General features: G+C 64.9%; 16 protein-coding genes and 10 tRNA genes. 5 read left to right on the top strand and 21 right to left on the bottom strand.

The genetic code is table 11. From position 1 onward, the window contains the following. Positions 1-18: 18 nt before the first annotated feature. From EDF74_RS01475 to EDF74_RS01400, 16 genes are all read right to left on the bottom strand, one after another. Positions 19-95, bottom strand: a tRNA-Asp gene (locus EDF74_RS01475). 90 nt (positions 96-185) lie between these two features. Beyond that, a tRNA-Asp gene (locus tag EDF74_RS01470) sits at positions 186-262 on the bottom strand. Between the two features lie 83 nt (positions 263-345). Continuing rightward, positions 346-422: transfer RNA gene (locus EDF74_RS01465), tRNA-Asp, on the bottom strand. A 28-nt stretch (positions 423-450) separates the two neighbouring features. Continuing rightward, positions 451-525 (bottom strand) — tRNA-Val (locus EDF74_RS01460). A gap of 11 nt (positions 526-536) precedes the next feature. Further along, positions 537-809 carry an HU family DNA-binding protein gene (locus EDF74_RS01455; RefSeq protein WP_019185801.1) on the bottom strand — a complete coding sequence of 91 codons (273 nt, stop codon included), beginning with the start codon at positions 807-809 and terminating at the stop codon, positions 537-539. 207 nt (positions 810-1,016) lie between these two features. After that, a complete protein-coding gene (gene lon / locus EDF74_RS01450) occupies positions 1,017-3,482 on the bottom strand; it encodes an endopeptidase La (protein ID WP_123728494.1) in 2,466 nt (821 codons plus the stop codon). 142 nt (positions 3,483-3,624) lie between these two features. Then, positions 3,625-4,914: an ATP-dependent Clp protease ATP-binding subunit ClpX gene (gene clpX / locus EDF74_RS01445; protein WP_019185803.1), complete on the bottom strand. Its 1,290-nt coding sequence runs from the start codon at positions 4,912-4,914 to the stop codon at positions 3,625-3,627. Between the two features lie 126 nt (positions 4,915-5,040). After that, a complete protein-coding gene (clpP, locus tag EDF74_RS01440; RefSeq protein ID WP_121042979.1) occupies positions 5,041-5,667 on the bottom strand; it encodes an ATP-dependent Clp endopeptidase proteolytic subunit ClpP in 627 nt (208 codons plus the stop codon). Between the two features lie 66 nt (positions 5,668-5,733). Continuing rightward, positions 5,734-7,026 (bottom strand): trigger factor, encoded by a 1,293-nt coding sequence (gene tig, locus EDF74_RS01435; RefSeq protein ID WP_123728493.1) that lies wholly within the window; start codon positions 7,024-7,026, stop codon positions 5,734-5,736. A 233-nt stretch (positions 7,027-7,259) separates the two neighbouring features. Next, positions 7,260-7,344: transfer RNA gene (locus tag EDF74_RS01430), tRNA-Leu, on the bottom strand. Between the two features lie 109 nt (positions 7,345-7,453). After that, positions 7,454-7,732, bottom strand: a complete 279-nt coding sequence (locus EDF74_RS01425; RefSeq protein ID WP_123728492.1) for a hypothetical protein — start codon at positions 7,730-7,732, stop codon at positions 7,454-7,456. 197 nt (positions 7,733-7,929) lie between these two features. Next, positions 7,930-8,005 (bottom strand) — tRNA-Lys (locus tag EDF74_RS01420). 160 nt (positions 8,006-8,165) lie between these two features. Then, positions 8,166-8,241 (bottom strand) — tRNA-Lys (locus EDF74_RS01415). A gap of 80 nt (positions 8,242-8,321) precedes the next feature. Continuing rightward, a tRNA-His gene (locus EDF74_RS01410) sits at positions 8,322-8,398 on the bottom strand. Positions 8,399-8,433: 35 nt separating this feature from the next. Continuing rightward, a tRNA-Arg gene (locus EDF74_RS01405) sits at positions 8,434-8,510 on the bottom strand. Between the two features lie 45 nt (positions 8,511-8,555). Beyond that, positions 8,556-8,632, bottom strand: a tRNA-Pro gene (locus tag EDF74_RS01400). A 178-nt stretch (positions 8,633-8,810) separates the two neighbouring features. Here EDF74_RS01400 and EDF74_RS01395 point away from each other — a divergent pair. Further along, positions 8,811-9,569 carry a Bax inhibitor-1/YccA family protein gene (locus tag EDF74_RS01395; protein WP_123728491.1) on the top strand — a complete coding sequence of 253 codons (759 nt, stop codon included), beginning with the start codon at positions 8,811-8,813 and terminating at the stop codon, positions 9,567-9,569. 47 nt (positions 9,570-9,616) lie between these two features. Here EDF74_RS01395 and EDF74_RS01390 read toward each other — a convergent pair whose 3' ends face one another. The 5 genes from EDF74_RS01390 to grxC form a co-directional block, all read right to left on the bottom strand. Next, positions 9,617-10,540: a LysR family transcriptional regulator gene (locus EDF74_RS01390; protein WP_123728490.1), complete on the bottom strand. Its 924-nt coding sequence runs from the start codon at positions 10,538-10,540 to the stop codon at positions 9,617-9,619. 63 nt (positions 10,541-10,603) lie between these two features. Continuing rightward, positions 10,604-11,302, bottom strand: a complete 699-nt coding sequence (locus EDF74_RS01385; protein WP_123728489.1) for a cysteine hydrolase family protein — start codon at positions 11,300-11,302, stop codon at positions 10,604-10,606. 209 nt (positions 11,303-11,511) lie between these two features. Continuing rightward, the gene (locus EDF74_RS01380; protein ID WP_121042973.1) at positions 11,512-12,519 is read right to left on the bottom strand and encodes an isocitrate dehydrogenase; all 1,008 of its coding nucleotides are present in this window, start codon (positions 12,517-12,519) and stop codon (positions 11,512-11,514) included. Positions 12,520-12,924: 405 nt separating this feature from the next. Then, positions 12,925-13,317 (bottom strand): carboxymuconolactone decarboxylase family protein, encoded by a 393-nt coding sequence (locus tag EDF74_RS01375; RefSeq protein WP_019185812.1) that lies wholly within the window; start codon positions 13,315-13,317, stop codon positions 12,925-12,927. Then, a complete protein-coding gene (gene grxC / locus EDF74_RS01370; protein WP_123728488.1) occupies positions 13,314-13,613 on the bottom strand; it encodes a glutaredoxin 3 in 300 nt (99 codons plus the stop codon). Before grxC ends, EDF74_RS01375 begins: the two co-directional genes overlap by 4 nt. Before the next feature lie 142 nt (positions 13,614-13,755). Here grxC and EDF74_RS01365 point away from each other — a divergent pair, with 142 nt between their 5' ends. The 4 genes from EDF74_RS01365 to ppk1 all read left to right on the top strand — a co-directional run bounded on the left by EDF74_RS01365 (position 13,756) and on the right by ppk1 (position 19,736). Beyond that, the gene (locus tag EDF74_RS01365) at positions 13,756-15,396 is read left to right on the top strand and encodes a M48 family metalloprotease (protein ID WP_123728487.1); all 1,641 of its coding nucleotides are present in this window, start codon (positions 13,756-13,758) and stop codon (positions 15,394-15,396) included. Between the two features lie 133 nt (positions 15,397-15,529). After that, a complete protein-coding gene (gene phoB / locus EDF74_RS01360; protein ID WP_123728486.1) occupies positions 15,530-16,219 on the top strand; it encodes a phosphate regulon transcriptional regulator PhoB in 690 nt (229 codons plus the stop codon). 98 nt (positions 16,220-16,317) lie between these two features. Beyond that, a complete protein-coding gene (gene phoR / locus EDF74_RS01355; RefSeq protein ID WP_123728485.1) occupies positions 16,318-17,658 on the top strand; it encodes a phosphate regulon sensor histidine kinase PhoR in 1,341 nt (446 codons plus the stop codon). Next, the gene (gene ppk1 / locus EDF74_RS01350) at positions 17,655-19,736 is read left to right on the top strand and encodes a polyphosphate kinase 1 (protein ID WP_123728484.1); all 2,082 of its coding nucleotides are present in this window, start codon (positions 17,655-17,657) and stop codon (positions 19,734-19,736) included. Before phoR ends, ppk1 begins: the two co-directional genes overlap by 4 nt. Positions 19,737-19,775: the final 39 nt, after the last annotated feature.

Below are 19,775 nucleotides of genomic sequence, written 5' to 3'. Positions count from 1 at the left end.
CAAGGGCTCTTCAAAGATTGGCGGAGCGGACGGGACTTGAACCCGCGACCTCCGGCGTGACAGGCCAGCATTCTAACCAGCTGAACTACCGCTCCGCACTTGAAACTTTGCAGGCGCTCATTCTATCCGAAGATATTCAGATTGCCCACCCCGAAATACTGCTTTTTTCGAGGTTTTTTTAGAACTGGCGGAGCGGACGGGACTTGAACCCGCGACCTCCGGCGTGACAGGCCAGCATTCTAACCAGCTGAACTACCGCTCCGCACTAAACCGCTTTTGTTTCCACCGCGACCTGCGTCGCTGGAGAAAACAAGGCCCCCGATCGCTCAGGGGCCCTATTGAAACTGGCGGAGCGGACGGGACTTGAACCCGCGACCTCCGGCGTGACAGGCCAGCATTCTAACCAGCTGAACTACCGCTCCACATTTCAAAACTTTTACTGGCAGTGCCTGGTGGGTGCTGAGGGTTTCGAACCCCCGACCCTCTCCGTGTAAAGGAGACGCTCTACCGCTGAGCTAAGCACCCCAGCAAGCCGCTTAGTTTACGGCATCCTTCAGGGCTTTGCCAGCCTTGAACGACGGATTCTTCGACGCAGCGATCTTGATGGTGTCGCCGGTCTTCGGGTTGCGGCCGGTACGGGCAGCGCGGTCGCGGACCTGGAACGTGCCGAAGCCCACCAGCGTCACCGCGTCACCGCCCTTCAGGGCCTTGGTGACGGAAGCGATGACGGCATCAACGGCGCGGCTGGACTCGGCCTTGGTCAGGTCGGCGGCTTCAGCAACGGCGTCGATCAATTCGGTCTTGTTCATTCTCTACAGCTCCTTTGGCGGGGATTCCGCGGATTCAACATTGAGACACCCGAGGACGATACGCCGCCGGATGCCAGTGAAGTTCTCTGTTCGCCGAATTCAGCATGACGCTGACTCACGAGTGGTGCTTTTATACCAGTGCCCCCCTACCCGCGCAAGCTGAAAAGCCAATAACGACGCGGGTTTCGGGCACTTGGACAGCGCGCGTCAATGCTTGACGCGCGTGGTGGAAGCTGTCTTGGACTTGCCACGTACCGTGACACGCTGCCCATCTTTCTTGGGCTTCGGTGCGGTCAGCGGCGTCTCCAGGGCCAGGTCGAGCACTTCCTCGATCCACTTCACCGGCACGATCTTCAGATCACGGGTGACATTGGCGGGGATATCGGCCAGATCCTTGCGGTTTTCCTCGGGGATGATGACCGTGGTGATGCCGCCACGCAGCGCCGCCAGCAGCTTCTCCTTGAGGCCGCCAATGGCGGTGACACGACCGCGCAGGGTGATCTCGCCGGTCATCGCTACTTCGGCCCGGATCGGCACCTTGGTCAGCGTGGACACCAGCGAGGTGACCATGGCGATACCCGCGCTGGGGCCGTCCTTCGGGGTGGCGCCATCGGGTACGTGCACGTGAACGTCGTGCTTCTGCAGGAACTCGTTGTCGATGCCCAGCCGCTCGGCACGCGAACGCACCACCGACAGGGCCGCCGAGGCGGATTCCTTCATGACGTTGCCGAGCTGGCCGGTCAGGATCAGCTGGCCCTTGCCCGGGACGAGTGTGGATTCAATCTGCAGCAGATCCCCGCCGACTTCCGTCCACGCCAGGCCGGTGACCAGGCCCACTTCGTTCTGCTCTTCGGCACGACCGAAATCGACGCGACGCACGCCCAGGTACTTGTCCAGGTTCTTGCCGTTGACCACCACCAGCGCCTTCTTCTTCGCACTGGCCTTTTTGGTGGCCTTGGCCGGCTTGGCCGGGGCGACCGGACCGGCGAGCGCGATCTCCTTCACCACCTTGCGGCAGATCTTGGCGACTTCGCGCTCGAGGTTACGCACGCCGGATTCGCGCGTGTAGTAGCGCACGATGTCCTGGATCGCGTCGGCCTCGATCTCCAGCTCTTCCGGCTTCAGGCCGTTGGCCTTGATCTGCTTGGGCACCAGGTAGCGCATGGCGATGTTGAGCTTCTCATCCTCGGTGTAGCCGGGGATGCGGATCACTTCCATGCGGTCCAGCAGCGGGCCGGGGATGTTGAGCGAATTGGAGGTCGCCACGAACATCACTTCGGACAGGTCCAGATCCACTTCCAGGTAGTGATCGTTGAACGCGTTGTTCTGCTCCGGATCGAGCACTTCCAGCAGCGCCGACGACGGATCGCCACGGAAGTCCATCGACATCTTGTCGATCTCATCGAGCACGAACAGCGGGTTCTTGCTGCCGACCTTGTTGAGGTTCTGCACGATGCGGCCCGGCATGGAGCCGACGTAGGTACGACGGTGCCCGCGGATCTCGGCCTCGTCGCGCACGCCGCCCAGGCTCATGCGCACGAACTTGCGGTTGGTCGCCTTGGCGATGGACTGGCCCAGCGAGGTCTTGCCCACGCCGGGCGGGCCGACCAGGCACAGGATCGGGCCCTTCATCTGCTTCACGCGCGACTGCACCGCCAGGTATTCCAGGATGCGGTCCTTGACCTTGTCCAGACCGAAGTGATCGGCATCCAGCGTGTCCTGCGCGGCCTTGAGATCCTTGCGGACCTTGCTGCGCTTCTTCCACGGCACGCCCAGCAGCCAATCCAGGTAGTTGCGCACCACGGCGGCTTCGGCCGACATCGGCGACATCTGCTTGAGCTTGTTGAGCTCGGCCTTGGCCTTGGTCTCCACCGGCTTGGGCATGCCCGCTTCGGCGATCTTGCGGGCCAGTTCGTCCATCTCGCCGGGTGCGTCATCCAGGTCACCCAGTTCTTTCTGGATGGCCTTCATCTGCTCGTTGAGGTAGTACTCGCGCTGGCTCTTTTCCATCTGCGACTTGACGCGGCCGCGGATGCGCTTTTCCATCTGCTGCACGTCGATCTCGCCATCGACCAGGCCGACCAGCATTTCCAGGCGGTCGCCGATCTGCAGCGTTTCCAGCAGGCGCTGCTTGTCGGCCAGGCGCACGCTGATGTGCGCGGCGATGGTATCGGCCAGGCGCGCGGGCTCATCGATGCCGGCCAGGGTCTGCAGCAGCTCCGGCGGCAGCTTGCGGTTGGTTTTGACGTACTGCTCGAACAGCGACATCAACGAACGGGCGATCGCCTCGATCTCGCGCGGCTCACGCGATTCGTCCGATTCGATTTCCATGCCCACGCCGTGCAGCGAGCCATCGCGCTCGGTCACGTCGGTGACGTTGACGCGCGACAGGCCTTCGACCAGCACCTTGATGGTGCCATCGGGCAGCTTCAGCAGCTGCAGGACCTGCGCGAGCGTGCCGACCTGGTACAGATCGGCGGCGGACGGATCATCCGTCTCGGCGGACTTCTGCGCGAGCAGCAGGATGCGCTTGTCCGCTTCCATCGCCTGCTCCAGCGCATGCATGGACTTGTCACGGCCGACGAACAGCGGAATGACCATGTGCGGGAACACCACCACGTCACGCAGCGGCAGTACCGGCAGGTCGAGAGTCTCAGTTGGGGAACGGGCCATGTGGGCTCCAGTGGAACAGTGGGGATGGCCTCCGGGCGCCTCGCCCGGATACAAAAAAAGCCGATGGCCTCGTTATGGGGCCATCGGCTTCTAGATGCAAGCTGTTCTGAAAAAATTCTATCAATTCAATTACTTGAACTGATTATTCAGCGCCAGCCGCCTTCTGTTCAGGCGCCGGTGGCGTCTGGTAGATCAGGTACGGTTCGGACTTGTGTTCGATCACCGATTCGTCCACCACCACCTTGCTGACGTTCTCTGCCGAGGGCAGGTCATACATGGTGTCCAGCAGGACCGATTCGACGATCGTACGCAGGCCGCGGGCACCGGTCTTGCGCTTGAGCGCCTTGCGGGCAATGGCGGCCAGTGCGTCCGGACGGAACTCCAGCTCGACGTGCTCCATCTCGAACAGCTTCTTGAACTGCTTGGTGATGGCGTTCTTCGGCTCGGTGAGGATGCGCACCAGGGCGGCCTCGTCCAGCTCTTCCAGCGTCGCCACGACCGGCAGGCGGCCGACGAACTCCGGAATCAGGCCGAACTTGATCAGATCTTCCGGCTCGACTTCGGCCAGGATCTTGCCCACTTCCTGCTTGCGCTCGGAACTCTTCACCTTGGCACCGAACCCGATGCCGCCCGAATCGTTCGAACGCTGCTGGATCACCTTGTCCAGGCCGGCAAACGCGCCGCCACAGATGAACAGGATGTTCTTGGTGTCCACCTGCAGGAATTCCTGCTGCGGGTGCTTGCGACCGCCCTGCGGCGGCACGCTGGCCACGGTGCCTTCGATCAGCTTCAGCAGGGCCTGCTGGACGCCTTCGCCGGACACATCGCGGGTGATCGACGGGTTCTCGCTCTTGCGCGAGATCTTGTCGATTTCATCGATGTAGACGATGCCCTGCTGTGCCTTCTCGACATCGTAGTCGCACTTCTGCAGCAGCTTCTGGATGATGTTCTCCACGTCTTCGCCCACGTAACCGGCTTCGGTCAGCGTGGTGGCGTCGGCCATGGTGAACGGCACATTGAGCAGGCGGGCCAGGGTTTCGGCCAGCAGCGTCTTGCCCGAACCGGTCGGACCGACCAGCAGGATGTTCGACTTCGCCAGTTCGACCTCGTCGTTCTTCTGGCGGCTCTCGATGCGCTTGTAGTGGTTGTATACGGCCACGGCCAGGGTCCGCTTGGCGCGGTTCTGCCCGATCACGTACTGGTCCAGGACCTCGAGGATCTCGCGCGGCTTGGGCAGCGAACTGCGGGCCGACTGCGCCTTCTCCTCCAGCTCCTCACGGATGATGTCGTTGCACAGCTCGACGCATTCATCGCAGATGAACACGCTCGGACCCGCAATCAGCTTGCGCACCTCATGCTGGCTCTTTCCGCAGAAAGAGCAGTAGAGGATCTTGCCGGTGTCCGTGGAACGACCTTGGCGGTCTTCGCTCATGCTTCGCTTACCCAGTTACCCCACCCGACTGAACGGGGGTTCGATTCGAGAATAGCACAGGGTCAGGAGGACGCCAGTCCTGCCCGACCCGGTGGAAACAAGCCGGTTTCCCGGCTTGGCACAACCTTACGCCGGCTGGATCGACTCTTCCGGACGACGCTCCAGGACCTGGTCGACCAGGCCGTAGGCCACCGCATCGACCGCGCTCTTGAAGTTGTCGCGCTCGGTATCCCGGGCGATGGTCTCCAGCGACTGGCCGGTGTGCTTGGCCAGCACTTCGTTCAGGCGCGAACGCAGGGTCAGGATTTCACGGGCATGGATGTCGATGTCCGTGGCCTGGCCCTGGAAGCCGCCCAGCGGCTGGTGGATCATCACGCGCGAGTTCGGCAGGGCATACCGCTTGCCAGCCGCGCCCGACGCCAGCAGCAGGGCGCCCATCGAGGCGGCCTGGCCGACGCAGATGGTGCTCACGTCCGGCTTGATGTACTGCATGGTGTCGTAGATCGCCATGCCGGCGGTGACCACGCCACCGGGCGAGTTGATGTAGATGCTGATGTCCTTTTCCGGGTTGTCCGCTTCCAGGAACAGCAGCTGCGCCACCACCACGTTGGCCATGTGATCGTCGATCGGGCCCACGAGGAAGATAAGACGCTCTTTCAACAAGCGCGAATAGATGTCATAGGCGCGCTCGCCGCGGCTGGTCTGTTCGACCACCATCGGAACCATGTTCAGGGCTGTGGTTCGGTTGTCCATTAGTGAGGCACCTATTTTGGGGGGAACGACCCCGCGCCGGGGCGCGGGGCGTAAAACGCGGGCCGCTTACTGGCGGATCGCGTCCTGGAACGACAGCTTCTCTTCGGTGTGCTGGGCGCGCTCGGCGATCCAATCGATCACCTGCTCTTCCATCACGCGATTCTGCAGCCCAGTCATCAGCTGGGGGTCATTGCGGTACATCTCAATGACCTGCTCCGGCTCTTCGTAGGTCGAGGCGATCAGGCGCATGGTTTCATTCAGGCGCTTCGGGTCCAGGCGCAGGTCATTCTTGCGCGCCACTTCACCGACCAGCAGGCCGACCAGCACGCGCTTGGCAGCGGCGTCCTTGAAGCCTTCATGGGCGTCAGCCGGGACGTCGCCCGGGTTGCGGCCGCTGCGGCGGATCTGATCGATCTGCTGGGCCAGCATGGCGCGGGCTTCGTTCTCGACCAGGCGCGGCGGCATTTCGACCGAGGCGTAGGCGGCAATCAGCTGCTCGCCGACTTCGCGGCGCAGGCGGTTCATCAGCGCACCCTTGAGCTCACGCTCCAGGTTGGCGCGGATGTCCTTGCGGAACTGCTCCACGTCGCCGCCCTTCACGCCGAAGCTCTTGATGAACTCGGCATCGACTTCCGGCAGCACCGGCGCGGACACGTCCACCGCCTTGACGGTGACCTTGACCTGCTTGCCGGCCAGCGCGGGCACGCGCCAATCGGCCGGGAACTCGACGTCCAGGGTCTTTTCTTCACCGGCGGTCAGACCGACCAGGCCCTGTTCGATCTGCTCGAACATCATGCCCTGGCCCACGATCACGCTGCCCTTTTCGGTGCCCTCGGCCGGCAGGCGCTCATCGCCGGCCTGCGACCAGGTTTCCAGGGCGACTAGATCGCCGTCCTGGGCGCCACGGGTGACCGGGCTCCAGCTGCGGCGCTGTTCGCGCAGGTTGGTGATCATCTGGTCGATGTCGGCGTCGTTGATCTCGGCGGTGTGGCGGACTACGGTCAACTTGCTGACGTCCACGTCGCCAAAGTCCGGCACCAGCTCGACGGTGGCCACGAAGGACAGCTCGCCCTCACCCTTGTCGATGCGCGGGGTGCCGGCGATGCGCAGCTCGTGCTCGCGCAGGGCGGCATCGAAGGTCTCACGCAGCAGGCCGTCGACGGCTTCGCTGCGGACCTGCTGGCCGAAACGCTGCTCGATCACCTTGGCCGGCACCTTGCCCGGGCGGAAGCCCTTGATGCGCGTGGTGCGGGCGATTTCGCCCAGACGGCCGCTGATGTGCGTCTGCAGACGGTCTTCCGGCAGCGAGAAGGTCAGGCGGCGTTCCAGATTGCCAGTGGATTCGATCGAAGCTTGCATGTTGACTCCTGCCACCGGCGGCATGGGCCCCGGCACGATGTGATGGATGAAACGGGTTTTGGACGCGGGGTCGTGGACGCACATGCCCGCCGCAGCCCTGTAGTTTCGCCGATAAACGCCAGCGCCGCCAGCGCGGGCCGAGAACGCTCGGGGCCGACAGAGGGCCAGCATGTGGCCGTCTCCCCGATCGGGGACGTGCCCATGGTCATGGTGCCGGCGAAAACGCCCTGCACTGGTGCGAAAGGGGGGACTCGAACCCCCACGCCTTGCGGCACTGGAACCTAAATCCAGGGCGTCTACCAATTCCGCCACTTTCGCGAGCCTGCAAGCTCAGGCGCGCATTGTTGCAGGCGCGGCCGGAAAGCGGAAGGTCGTCATGTTGCTTAACGAGGCGGAGAGCGGCGCATTGCCTCTCTCCGCCCGGCTTTCAGTGTTCGTCTACGGGACGCGCCGGCTGGAGTTCCCGGTCGAGCATGTGGGTGTGGACCACCGTCGGCAGGCGTACATCGGCCTGCGCCCTGGCAAGCGGTTGCACGGGGCGCACGTGGCCGGGAACCAGATCGCCGCGCACGACAGTGGTGGCGCGAGCAGCGATGTCTGCGGGATGCAGCGCAGTGAGTTCGTGGGCAGGCGCCGCGGCCGCGGTCGCGGTCGCGGTCGTCGCGCATGCTGCCAGCACGAGCGCGGACAAGGTGATGTATTTCATGGCGGGGCGTCTCTCGCTATGCGCCGATGGCGCGGAGACATCAGTGGAACGCTATCGCGTCGTGCGATCCGTGCGCTGGGACGCAGCTTGAGCAAGTGGCATGACGCGATCGGCGCTGGTTTCAGGGGGATTTCAGCCAGGCGCCCTTGGGCGCAGACAAGAAAAAAGCCGCCTGGCGGACCAGGCGGCTTTCGTCTTGGTGGGCTGTCAAGGATTCGAACCTTGGACCTATTGATTAAGAGTCAACTGCTCTACCAACTGAGCTAACAGCCCGAAAATCGGGAGGCGAATTATGCAGGATTTCCTGCGCGCGACGCAAGCGTTTTGTTTGAATGGATGGCGAATGGCGTCCGTAAACGCTCAACAATCCATCTGCTCCACACCACATTCAATCAAGAAAAAAGCCACCGGGCGGACCCGATGGCTTCTGTCTTGGTGGGCTGTCAAGGATTCGAACCTTGGACCTATTGATTAAGAGTCAACTGCTCTACCAACTGAGCTAACAGCCCTGAAAACTCAGGCGCACATTGTAGCGTGTGTGCTGCCTTTTGCAACCCTGATTCACTTTCGGTGAACCAGTTTGAATCAGTGGGGTGGCTGAGGGGACTCGAACCCCCGACCACCGGAATCACAATCCGGAACTCTAACCAACTGAGCTACAGCCACCACTGAAAACCTTGTCTCCTACCGCTTGCACCGGATGGTGCGCCCGACAGGAATCGAACCTGTAACCGCCGGCTTAGAAGGCCGGTGCTCTATCCAGTTGAGCTACGGGCGCTCGGTCCGGATTGTCGCACTCCAATCCCGATTTGAGCAGCGGGCTTGGTCGGGGTAGAGGGATTCGAACCCCCGACATCCTGCTCCCAAAGCAGGCGCGCTACCAGACTGCGCTATACCCCGGCGGTTTGTTTCCCTCCGGGGTTCCCCCCGAAAGAGCCGCCTATTGTGGGAATCGGCATGGCATCTGTCAACGGTTTTCACACATCAATTCACATGTCGTCATTGCCGATGGCGGCTTCGGCTATGCTCGGGGCAGCGGCCGGAGGGCCGAACCCCTACCCCATCAAGGAGATTGGCAATGCGCAGCGGCAATCCCGCACTTTCCGAGTCCACCTTCCTCGACCTGGCCAGCGGCTCGGTCGTGGCCCGCCCCGACCAGGCGATGACCATCAACGGCACCGTCAACAAGACCGGCGTGTTGCTGTTGCTGACCGTGCTGACGGCCGCCTTCGCGTGGAGCCAGTCGGTCGATGCGAACGGCCTGCCCACCTCCAGCGCCATGCTGTACACGCTGGTTGGTGCGATCGGCGGCCTGGTACTGGCCCTGGTGACCGTGTTCAAGAAGGAATGGTCGCCGGTCACCGCACCGATGTATGCACTCGTGGAAGGCCTGTTCCTCGGCGCGATCTCGGCGATGTTCAATGCCAAGTTCCCCGGCATCGTGATGCAGGCGGTGATGCTGACCTTCGGCACGATGTTCGTGATGCTGGCGGTGTACCGCAGCGGCCTGATCAAGGTCACCGAGAACTTCAAACTGGGCGTGGTGGCGGCAACCGGCGGCATCGCGCTGCTGTACCTGGCCTCGTTCGTGCTGAGCTTCTTCAACATCAACGTGCCGATGATCCACGAAGGCGGCTGGATGGGCATCGCCTTCAGCCTGTTCGTGGTGGTGGTGGCCGCGTTGAACCTGGTGCTGGATTTCGACTTCATCGAAACCGGCGCCGAGGCACGCGCACCGAAGTTCATGGAGTGGTACGGCGCGTTCGGCCTGATGGTCACGCTGGTGTGGCTGTATGTGGAATTCCTGCGCCTGCTGTCCAAGATCCAGCAGCGCTGAGCCCCACACCCGCATCGATATGACGAAGGCGCCGCGAGGCGCCTTTTTCATGCCTCCGGTACGACTGCGCGCAACTGCTGGAGCGCGGTGTAGTGCCGGGCCATGAAGTCGGCCAGCGCGCGCACTTTGGGCGCCAGCTGGCGTGCGTGTGGGTACACCGCGTAGTAGTGCCGGCGCCCGGCATGATGCTGCGGAAGAACGCGCACCAGACGACCATGCAGTAGATCGTCCTGCACGGTCAGGCGGGTGAACGCAGCGATGCCCTGCCCCGCCAGAACGGCCGCGTACAGCGCCGGGATCGCATCCACGCGCAGCCGCCCCTGCGGTTGGATCTCGCTCTGCACGCCTCGTGCGGAGGTCAGTGACCACGCCACCGGCCCACGCGCGCCAGCGAACCCGATCAGCGCATGTCGGGCCAGATCCGTTGGCTGGCGCGGCAGCCCCCATTGCGCGATGTAGCGCGGCGCTGCCACCAGCACCATGTCGGTCACAGCCAGTTCGCTCGCCACCAGCGTGCTGTCGGCCAATGGCCCGGCGATGCGCAGGGCCATGTCGTAACCACCCCCGATCAGATCGACCTGGCGATCATCGCAGGACAGATCCAGCGCGATGCCGGGGTACTGGTCCAGAAAGGCAGGCAACCATTGAGAGAGTTCCAGCGTGCCGATCACCAGCGGTGCACTGACCCGCAGCAACCCGCTGGGTGCGTCGTGATCGGCCTGCAGGCGCTGCTCGGCCACCTCCAGCCGGTCCAGGATATCCACACAGTCCTGGTAGTAGGTCCGCCCGGCTTCGGTCAATGTCAGCCGGCGGCTGTTGCGATCCAGCAGGCGTGACCCCAGGTGCGCTTCCAGCTGGCGCAGCTGCCGCGACATCGACGAATGGGTGGTGTCCAGACGCTCGGCGGCGGCGGTGAAACTGCCCGCATCGACGATGCTGCGGAATGCCTTCATCGCGGAAAACTGGTCCATCTCGCTCCCGTGCAGCGGCCGGCCCCTGTGGCGGTGCCGGCAGCATAACAAGGCCGGTGCAGCTCAGCGGACCGGCAGCGCCAGGATCTGATCGGTGGCCAGCACGGTGCCGTAGGTGTCCTCGATGCTGGCCAGGGCTGCGGCGTGCAGGAGGGCGTGGCCGACCTGGCGGCCATCGTGCAGATCCAGAGTGCGGCTCGCGGTGGCATCGGAGGAGACGATCACGTTCAGGCCCTTCGGCGCGGCATCACGGGCGGCGCCGGCGACACAGGCATGGGTCTGCAACCCGGCGATGATCAGCGTGTCGATCCCGGCGTCCTTCAGCGCCCGCTCCAGCACCGGGCCGGAGGCACCGGCGAACACGCTGACGTTGTCCTTGGCGATCACCTGCTCGCCCTTGCGCGGCTGCATCTGCGGGTGGAACTGGACCGTGCGGCGGCCTTCGGCGAACAGCGGCGCCCCGGCCGGCAGGACGTGCTGGACGTGGATGACCGGGATCTTGTGGGCATCGGCGAAGTCCACCAGGCGGCGGGTCTGGGCCAGAGCGGCATCGCCATCAGGGATGGGCATGCGGCCACCAGCGAAGTATTCGTTCTGGAAATCGATCACCACCAACGCGGTCTTGCCAGCCGGCAATGCGCTCGTGTCCTGCGCGCCAGCCATGTGGCGGATGGTCGGGTGAGCCGGCTCGGCGGCGGGCTGGGCGGACGCGGTGGCGACACCGAGGATGCCGGCCAGGCTGATCAGGGAGGCGAAGTTCATGGGAAAGCTCCTGCTGTGGTTGGGATGACGTGCATGGTGCGCGCCGGATCCGTGCACCAACAGCCAGCTACCCGAACACCATCTGTGCATATTTCGCACAGATTGATGGATGACCTTCCCTACGGATCGCCATTGAACCCGGCATTGAACAGACAACAAAAAAGCGGGACGCCGAAGCGCCCCGCTTTCTGCACAACCGACCCGCGCGCTTACAGGCGGCTGGCGATGGCCTGGGCAAAGCCCATGGTGTTGCCGGTGCCACCCAGATCGCCGGTCAGCGAATCCTTGGCTTCCAGCGTGGCCACGATGGCCTTGCGCAGGCGCTCGGCGTTCTCGACCTGGCCGACGTGGTCCAGCATCTGCGCGGCGGCCAGCAGCAGCGCGCACGGATTGGCCTTGCCCTGGCCGGCGATGTCCGGCGCGGTGCCGTGCACGGCTTCGAAGATCGCCGCGTTCTCACCGATGTTGGCGCCCGGGGCCAGGCCCAGGCCGCCCACCAGACCAGCGCACAGGTCGGAGATGATGTCGCCGAACAGGTTGGTGGTCACGATCACGTCGAACTGTTCCGGACGCATCACCAGCTGCATGCAGCAGTTGTCGACGATCATTTCCTGGAACTCGATGTCCGGGTACTTGGCCGCCACTTCGCGCGCCACGGCCAGGAACAGGCCCGAGGTCGACTTGATGATGTTGGCCTTGTGCACGGCGGTGACTTTCTTGCGGCCGGTGCTGCGGGCCAGCTCGAAGGCGTAGCGCACGATGCGCTCGGAGCCCTTGCGGGTGATGCGGGTACCGGAGAAGGCGGTTTCGCCATCGGCCGACACTTCCTGGCCTTCGGCCAGGTACGCGCCTTCGGTGTTCTCACGGACGGTGATCAGGTCCACGCCATCGCCGAAACGCGACTTGGTGTTCGGGAACGAGACCGCCGGACGCACATTGGCGTACAGGTCGAAGTGGCGACGCAGACTGACGTTGATCGAGGTGAAGCCACCACCGACCGGCGTGGTCAGCGGGCTCTTCAGCGCGATCTTGTTGCGTGCGATCGACTCCAGCGTGGAGGCCGGCATCAGATCGCCGTGCTTTTCCAGCGCGACCAGGCCCGCGTCGGCGTCTTCGTATTCAAAGCCGGTGTCCAGCTTGCCGAGCACGAACAGGGTAGCGTCCATGATCTCCGGGCCGATGCCGTCACCGCGGATGACCGTGATTTTCTGCGTCATTGATGTGTATTCCGAACCGAGGGGGAGCGCCATCCGTGAGGTGCGCGAAGCGCGGGCGCAAGGGAAGTTTCATCGGCAATTATGCCTTACCCGCCCAATGGACCCCAAATAGGCCATTGGTCCAAGGCGGGCAAGGCAGAACTGCCCGCGCATGCCTCCTCTACCCCGCGCCGTTGGCGCGCCCCCTTCAACAGAAGGGGGCTCCTCTCCAGACGCGATCGGTAGTGCCGGCCGCTGGCCGGCAATCAGGGGGTGCTGAACCATGGAAAGGCACCGACGGTTGGTCGATGGGGACATGGCCTCGCACCTGAACGGTGCGCCACCGGGGGGCGACGCCATTGCCGGGGTGCCGGAGCAGCCGACCAACGGTCGGCTCTACCGCGGCGGGGCCATCACGGCCCCGGCTCAATGCTCGTGAACGGCCGGCGCTTCGGCGCCACCTTCGAGCTGATCCAGGAAGTCCACGGCGCGGCGCAGGTGCGGGATCACGATGGAACCGCCGACCACCAGGCCGACCGAGAAGGTCTCGAAGAACTCCTCGCGGGTCACGCCGGCGTCCTTGCACTGGGCCACGTGGTAGCTGATGCAGTCATCGCAGCGCAGCACCATCGAGGCGACCAGGCCCAGCAGCTCCTTGGTCTTCACATCCAGCGCACCAGCCTGGTAGGTCTGGGTGTCCAGCGCGAAAAAGCGGCGCACGACCTGATTGGGCTCGCCCAGGATGCGCTGGTTCATGCGCTGGCGGAACTCGGTGAATTCGGCGATGCGGTCCTTGCTGCCGTCATCGGCCGCGCTCATGCCGGGTCCTGCCCGGCCAGCAGCGGCTCCAGCTTGCCGGCGCGGTGCAGCGCCATCATGTCGTCGTAGCCGCCCACATGGACCTCGCCGACGAAAATCTGCGGCACGCTGGTGCGGCGGGTCTTGGCCATCATCTTCTCGCGCTCGGCGGCGTCCAGGTCGATCCGGACCTCGGTCCACTCGCGGCCCTTGCTCTTCAGGAAGTTCTTGGCGGCCACACAGTACGGGCACACCGCGGTCGAGTAGATGGTGATGGCGGGCGCACCACCCGGGGGGGTAACAGCATCTTGGCTCACGGGAAACTCCACAGCGGAACGTTGGTCTGTATATGGTAGCGGTCTGCTGGATTTTCCATGTCACCGCCGCAACACTGTGGTTTAACCGCAGGTTGCACTGGCCCTGTCACGCTGTCGTCCGTCATCCCCCCAGGAGCTCCGTTTGCGCCCTTTGCTGCTCTCTGCCGCGTTGACCCTGGCCTTGGCGGTGCCGTTGGCCGGCGCCCAGGAAAGCAAGCTGCCGGACATCGGATCCTCGGCCGGCGAGCTGCTGACCCCGGCCCGGCAGGCCGAGTATGGCGGGATGATGCTGCGCGAACTGCGCAACTACGGCTTCCTGCTCGACGACCCGCTGGTCGACGACTGGTTGCAGACCATGGGCGCCCGGCTGGGCTCCAACAGTGCCCAGCCGCGCCAGTCCTACACGTTCTTCATGCTCAAGGACCGGCAGATCAACGCCTTTGCCACCCTGGGCGGTTACATCGGCGTGAATGCGGGCCTGGTGCTGACTGCCGAACGCGAGGACGAAGTGGCCGCGGTGCTGTCGCACGAAATCGCCCACGTCACCCAGCAGCACGTGCTGCGCGGGGTGGAGCGCGCCCAGCGCGACCAGATCCCGATCCTGCTGGGCATGCTGGCCGCGGTCGTGGCCGCGCAGCAGGCCGGGGGCAGCTCCTCCGGTGACGCCACCATGGCCGCGATCACCTCCGGCATGGGGCTGATGCAGCAGCGCCAGATCAATTACACCCGTTCCAATGAGTCCGAGGCCGACCGCCTGGGCATCCGCACCCTGGCCCGCAGCGGTTACGACGTGGATGCCATGGCCGGTTTCTTCGAGCGCATGTCGGCCTCGATGCGGGGCAATCAGGGCGGCTACAGCGTGCCGGATTTCCTGCAGACCCACCCGGTCACCACCACCCGTATCAGCGAGGCAAAGGCCCGCGCCGAGCAGATGAAGAAGGACACGGTGCTGCTCACCACCGAGGTGCCGGGCGGGGTGCGCCAGGAGCGGGTGAACCCGGCCGACCCGGCGTTGTCCGATCCGCTGGTGCGGCGGAGCAACCCCTTGCTGCCGGCCTCGATGCAGATTTCGGTCAATTCACTCAGCCGCGGCAGCACGGGCCAGTTCGAGTGGGCGCGCGAGCGCCTGCGCGTGCTCAGCGCCGATACCCCCGCCGATGTGATCAGCGAGTACGAAAGCCTGCAGCGCGCGCAGAAGAACGGGCTGACCGAGCCGCAACGGTATGGGCTCGCGCTGGGCCGGCTGCGCAACAGTGCGGCGGCACAGGCCACCCGCGACCTCACCGAGTTGCTGCGCGATCATCCGGACAATGTCTGGGTGGCCCTGGCACTGGGCGAGGCGGAGTCGCGCTCGGGCCAGCAGGCGCAGGCCAATGCGCGCTTCGAGAGCCTGATGCGCCAGCATCCCGGCAGCCGCCCGGTCGCGCTGACCTACGCCTCGATCCTCAACGAGCAGGGCGGGCGCGAGGCCGGCCAGCGCGCGCAGGCGATGCTGCGCCCGATGCTGTCGCAAAGCGGCAATGATCCGGTCTTCCAGCAGCGCTTCGCCCGTGCCAGCGAACTGGCCGGCGATACCACCCGGGCCAGCGAGGCCTACGCCGAGGCCGCCTTCCTGAGCGGCCGCCCCGAGCAGGCCTTGATCCAGCTGCAGGCGCTGAAGCGGCAGCCAAGCCTGGATTACGTGGTCCGGGCCCGGGTCGATGCCCGGATCGAGAGCATTACCCCGACCGTGCTGGAAATGCGCCGGCAGGGGATCGACGACCCGGACCTGGACCGCCGCTGAGGCGGTCTGCGCCAACCCGCTCATGACCGCCAGATGGCGGTGACCGACGGGAACGGCCGCCTCGTCACAAACCTGTCATGAAACCGTAGTCTACTGAGCTCAATCCCGATCTGATGAGCAATACGGTGGGCACGTGCAGAAACGCATCCTGATCGTCGATGACGAACCCGCGATCCGCGAAATGGTCGCCTTTGCCCTGCGCAAGGGCGACTACGACCCGATCCATGCTGGCGACGCCCGCGAGGCACAGACCGCCATCGCCGATCGCGTCCCGGACCTGATCCTGCTGGACTGGATGCTCCCGGGCACCAGCGGCCTGGACCTGGCCCGGCGCTGGCGCAAAGAAGCCCTCACCCGCGAGGTGCCGATCATCATGCTGACCGCACGTGGCGAGGAAAACGATCGCGTCGGTGGCCTGGAAGCCGGTGTGGACGACTACGTGGTCAAGCCGTTCTCGGCACGCGAACTGCTGGCCCGCATCCGTGCGGTCATGCGCCGCGCCCGCGACGATGACGAAGATGGCAGCGTCGCGGTCGGTACGATCCGCATCGATGGCGCCGCGCACCGCGTCTTCGCCGGCGACCAGCCGGTGCCGATCGGTCCGACCGAATACCGCCTGCTGCACTTCTTCATGACCCACCCCGAACGCGTCTATACCCGTGCCCAGCTGCTGGATCACGTGTGGGGCGGCAGCGTGTACGTGGAGGAGCGCACCATCGATGTGCACATCCGCCGCCTGCGCAAGACGCTGGAGCCGTTCGCTGCGGAGAACATGGTGCAGACCGTGCGCGGCGCCGGTTACCGGTTCTCGACCTCGACCTGAGTCTCGTCGGGCCGGTCCCGGGCGCGCATGCCCGGTTCCGGCCACTCCTGCTATAACCTTGGATCGATTCCGAGGCCCGCACTTTCTGCGAGACCGCAATGCCCCGCCACATCCGTTCTGCCTGGTTGAAAACGCTGGCCACCCTCGCCGCCCTGCTGCTCGCGGCCGGCTTGCTGGGCCTGGCGGTCGGCCATGTCTGGATGTGCATCGCACTGGCCTCCATCGGCGCACTGACCTGGCATTACTGGCGGCTGCGCCGGGTGCTGCGTGGCCTCACTGCACGACATCGCTGGGACATGGGTGACGGCACCGGTGTATGGAACGAGCTGGACCGCCTGCTCTACCGCAACCAGTGGGAAATGCGCACGCGCAAGCGGCGCCTGCTGGACATGCTGCGCAGTTATCGCGCCGCGGCCGCCGCCCTGCCCGATGCCGTGGTCGTGGTCGACCGCAACAGCCAGCGCGTGCAGTGGTTCAACGAAGCGGCGACCTCGCTGCTCGGCCTGCACCACCCCGGCGATCTGGGCGAAGCGCTGGTTGAACGCCTGCAGCCGATGCCGCTGGCGCACTGGCTGGCCGGTGGCCGCAATGCCGAACCGATCCTGGATGTGCCCTCCCCGGTCGACCCGGCGATCCGCCTCAACCTGCGCCTGATTCCCTACTCACCGGACTACTGGCTGCTGATCGCACGCGATGTCAGCAAGCTGCTGCGGCTGGAACAGGTACGCCGTGACTTCGTTGCCAACGTCTCGCATGAACTGCGCACGCCGCTGACCGTGGTACACGGCTATCTGGACATGATGGATCCGGAGGACTTCCCCGGCACCGGCCCGATGCTGGAGGAAATGCGCAAGCAATCCCAGCGCATGGCGCAGCTGGTCGAAGACCTGCTCACCCTGTCGCGGCTGGAATCGCAGGAACACACCGAAGCCGAAGCCGTGGCGATGACGCCGATGCTGGCCACACTGCGCCGCGAGGCCGAAGCGCACAGCCAGGGCCGTCACCAGATCAGCATCATCGATACCGCCGGCGTGGATCTGCAGGGCTCCAACAAGGAACTGCACAGTGCGTTCTCCAACCTGGTTACCAACGCGGTGCGCTACACCCCGGCCGGTGGCCGCGTGGAAGTGCAGTTCGCGCGCGAAGGCGATGGCGTGGTGCTGTCGGTGCGCGACACCGGCTATGGCATTCCGGCCAACCATCTGCCGCGCCTGACCGAACGCTTCTACCGCGTCTCCAGCAGCCGCTCGCGCGAGAGCGGCGGTACCGGGCTGGGGCTGTCGATCGTCAAGCATATTCTCGGCCTGCACCATGCCCGCCTGGAGATCCAGAGCGAGGTCGGCAAAGGCAGCACGTTCTCGTGCCATTTCGATGCCGACCAGGTGCGTGCGCGCAACGAGGTCGTCTCCCTTCCTTCTTCTGAAGACTTTTCCGCATGAGCACTCCTGTTCCCGCCGCCGTGCCTGTGGACGGCGATCCGCTGCGCGATCCGGCGCTGTACATCAACCGCGAGCTGTCGCAGCTGGATTTCAACTTCCGCGTGCTGGCCCAGGCGATGGACCCGCAGGTACCGCTGCTGGAGCGTCTGCGCTTCATGTGCATCTCCTGCACCAACCTGGATGAATTCTTCGAGATCCGCGCCGCCGCAGTGCGCCATGCGCAGGAATTCGGCCTGCCGCCCGCGCCGGACGGCATGACCCCACAGGCGATCCTCAACGCCATCCACGACCGTGCCGCGCAACTGGTGGACCAGCAGTACCGCTGCTGGAACGAGACCCTGCGCCCGGCACTGCATGAGGCCGGCATCGATGTGCTTGGCCGGCACTCCTGGAACCATCGCCAGAAGCGCTGGCTGCGGGCCTATTTCCGCAACGAGATCATGCCGGTGCTGTCCCCGCTCGGCCTGGATCCGTCGCACCCGTTCCCGAAGATCCTCAACAAATCGCTGAACATCGTGGTGGTGCTCAAAGGCACCGATGCGTTCGGCCGTGCCGGCCATCTGGCGATCGTGCGCGCGCCGCGCTCGCTGCCGCGCATCATCCAGCTGCCGGAAAAACTGGGCGGCCCGCAGACCTTCGTGTTCCTGTCCTCGGTGCTGTCCACGTTCGTCGATGAGATGTTCCCGGGCATGGAAGTCCAGGGCGCGTATCAGTTCCGCGTGACCCGCAATTCCGAACTGGTGGTGGACGAGGAAGAAGTCGAGAACCTGGCCCTGGCGCTGCGCGACGAGCTGGTCGACCGTGGCTACCGCCCGGCCGTGCGGTTGGAGATCGCCCAGGACTGCCCGCGCGACATCGTGCGTACCCTGCTGCAGAACTTCGGGCTGACCGAGAACGCGGTCTACCGCATCGACGGCCCGGTCAATCTCAACCGCGTGGTCCAGCTGTACGACGTGATCCAGCGGCCGGACCTGAAGTACCCCTCGCTGAGCCCGCGCGTGCTGCGCGACAGCGACGGCATCTTCGAGATCGTCGCGCGGCGGGACGTGCTGCTGCACCATCCTTTCGATGCGTTCACCGCCGTGCTGGATGTGATCAAGCAGGCGGCGGTCGACCCGAACGTACTGGCGATCAAGCAGACCCTGTACCGCACCGGCAAGGATTCGCTGATCGTCGATGCGCTGATCCAGGCCGCTCGCAACGGCAAGGACGTGACCGTCGTGGTCGAGCTGCGTGCGCGCTTCGATGAAGAAGCCAACCTCGGCCTGGCCGACCGCCTGCAGGAAGCCGGCGTGCAGGTCGTCTACGGTGTGGTCGGTTTCAAGACCCACGCCAAGATGCTGCTGATCGTGCGCCGCGAAGGCCGCAAGCTGCGCCGCTACGTGCACCTGGGCACCGGCAACTATCACAGCGGCACCGCGCGGGCGTACACCGACCTGAGCCTGATCACCGCCGATCCGGACATCGGCAACGATGTGCACCTGTTGTTCCAGCAGCTGTCCGGGCTGGCCCCGCGGATGAAGCTCAAGCGCCTGCTGCAGTCGCCCTTCACCCTGCATCCGGGTCTGCTGCAGCGGATCGAGCGCGAAACGCGCCTGGCCGCCAGTGGTCGTCCCGGGCGGATCATCGCCAAGATGAATGCCCTCAACGAACCGCAGATGATCCGGGCCCTGTACGCGGCGTCGCAGGCGGGCGTGCAGATCGACCTGATCGTGCGCGGCGCCTGCACGCTGCGCCCCGGCGTACCCGGTGTCTCGGACACCATCCGGGTGCGCTCGATCGTCGGCCGCTTCTTGGAACACAGCCGGGTCTACTGGTTCGGCAACGATGGGGCCTCGGAACTGTTCTGCGCCAGCGCGGACTGGCTGGAGCGCAACCTGCTGCGCCGGGTCGAGACCTGTTTCCCGATCCTGGACCCGGAACTGGCGCGCAAGGTCTACCGCGACGTGCTGCAGAACTACCTGGACGACAACCTCAACGCCTGGGAACTGCAGGCCGACGGCAGCTACATCAAGTGCACGCCGGGGCACGACGAGCCGCCGCACGCGGCGCAGATGGCGCTGCTGCAGGGTCTGTAGCCTGCGACCCCGCGTCGCATGCCCTGTGAAGGCGGTGCG

It is taken from the genome of Stenotrophomonas rhizophila (genome assembly GCF_003751305.1).
GTDB classification, from domain to species: domain Bacteria; phylum Pseudomonadota; class Gammaproteobacteria; order Xanthomonadales; family Xanthomonadaceae; genus Stenotrophomonas; species Stenotrophomonas rhizophila_B.
The sequence above is the reverse complement of the archived record's forward strand: the minus strand, read 5'-3'. Positions and strand labels throughout refer to the sequence as shown.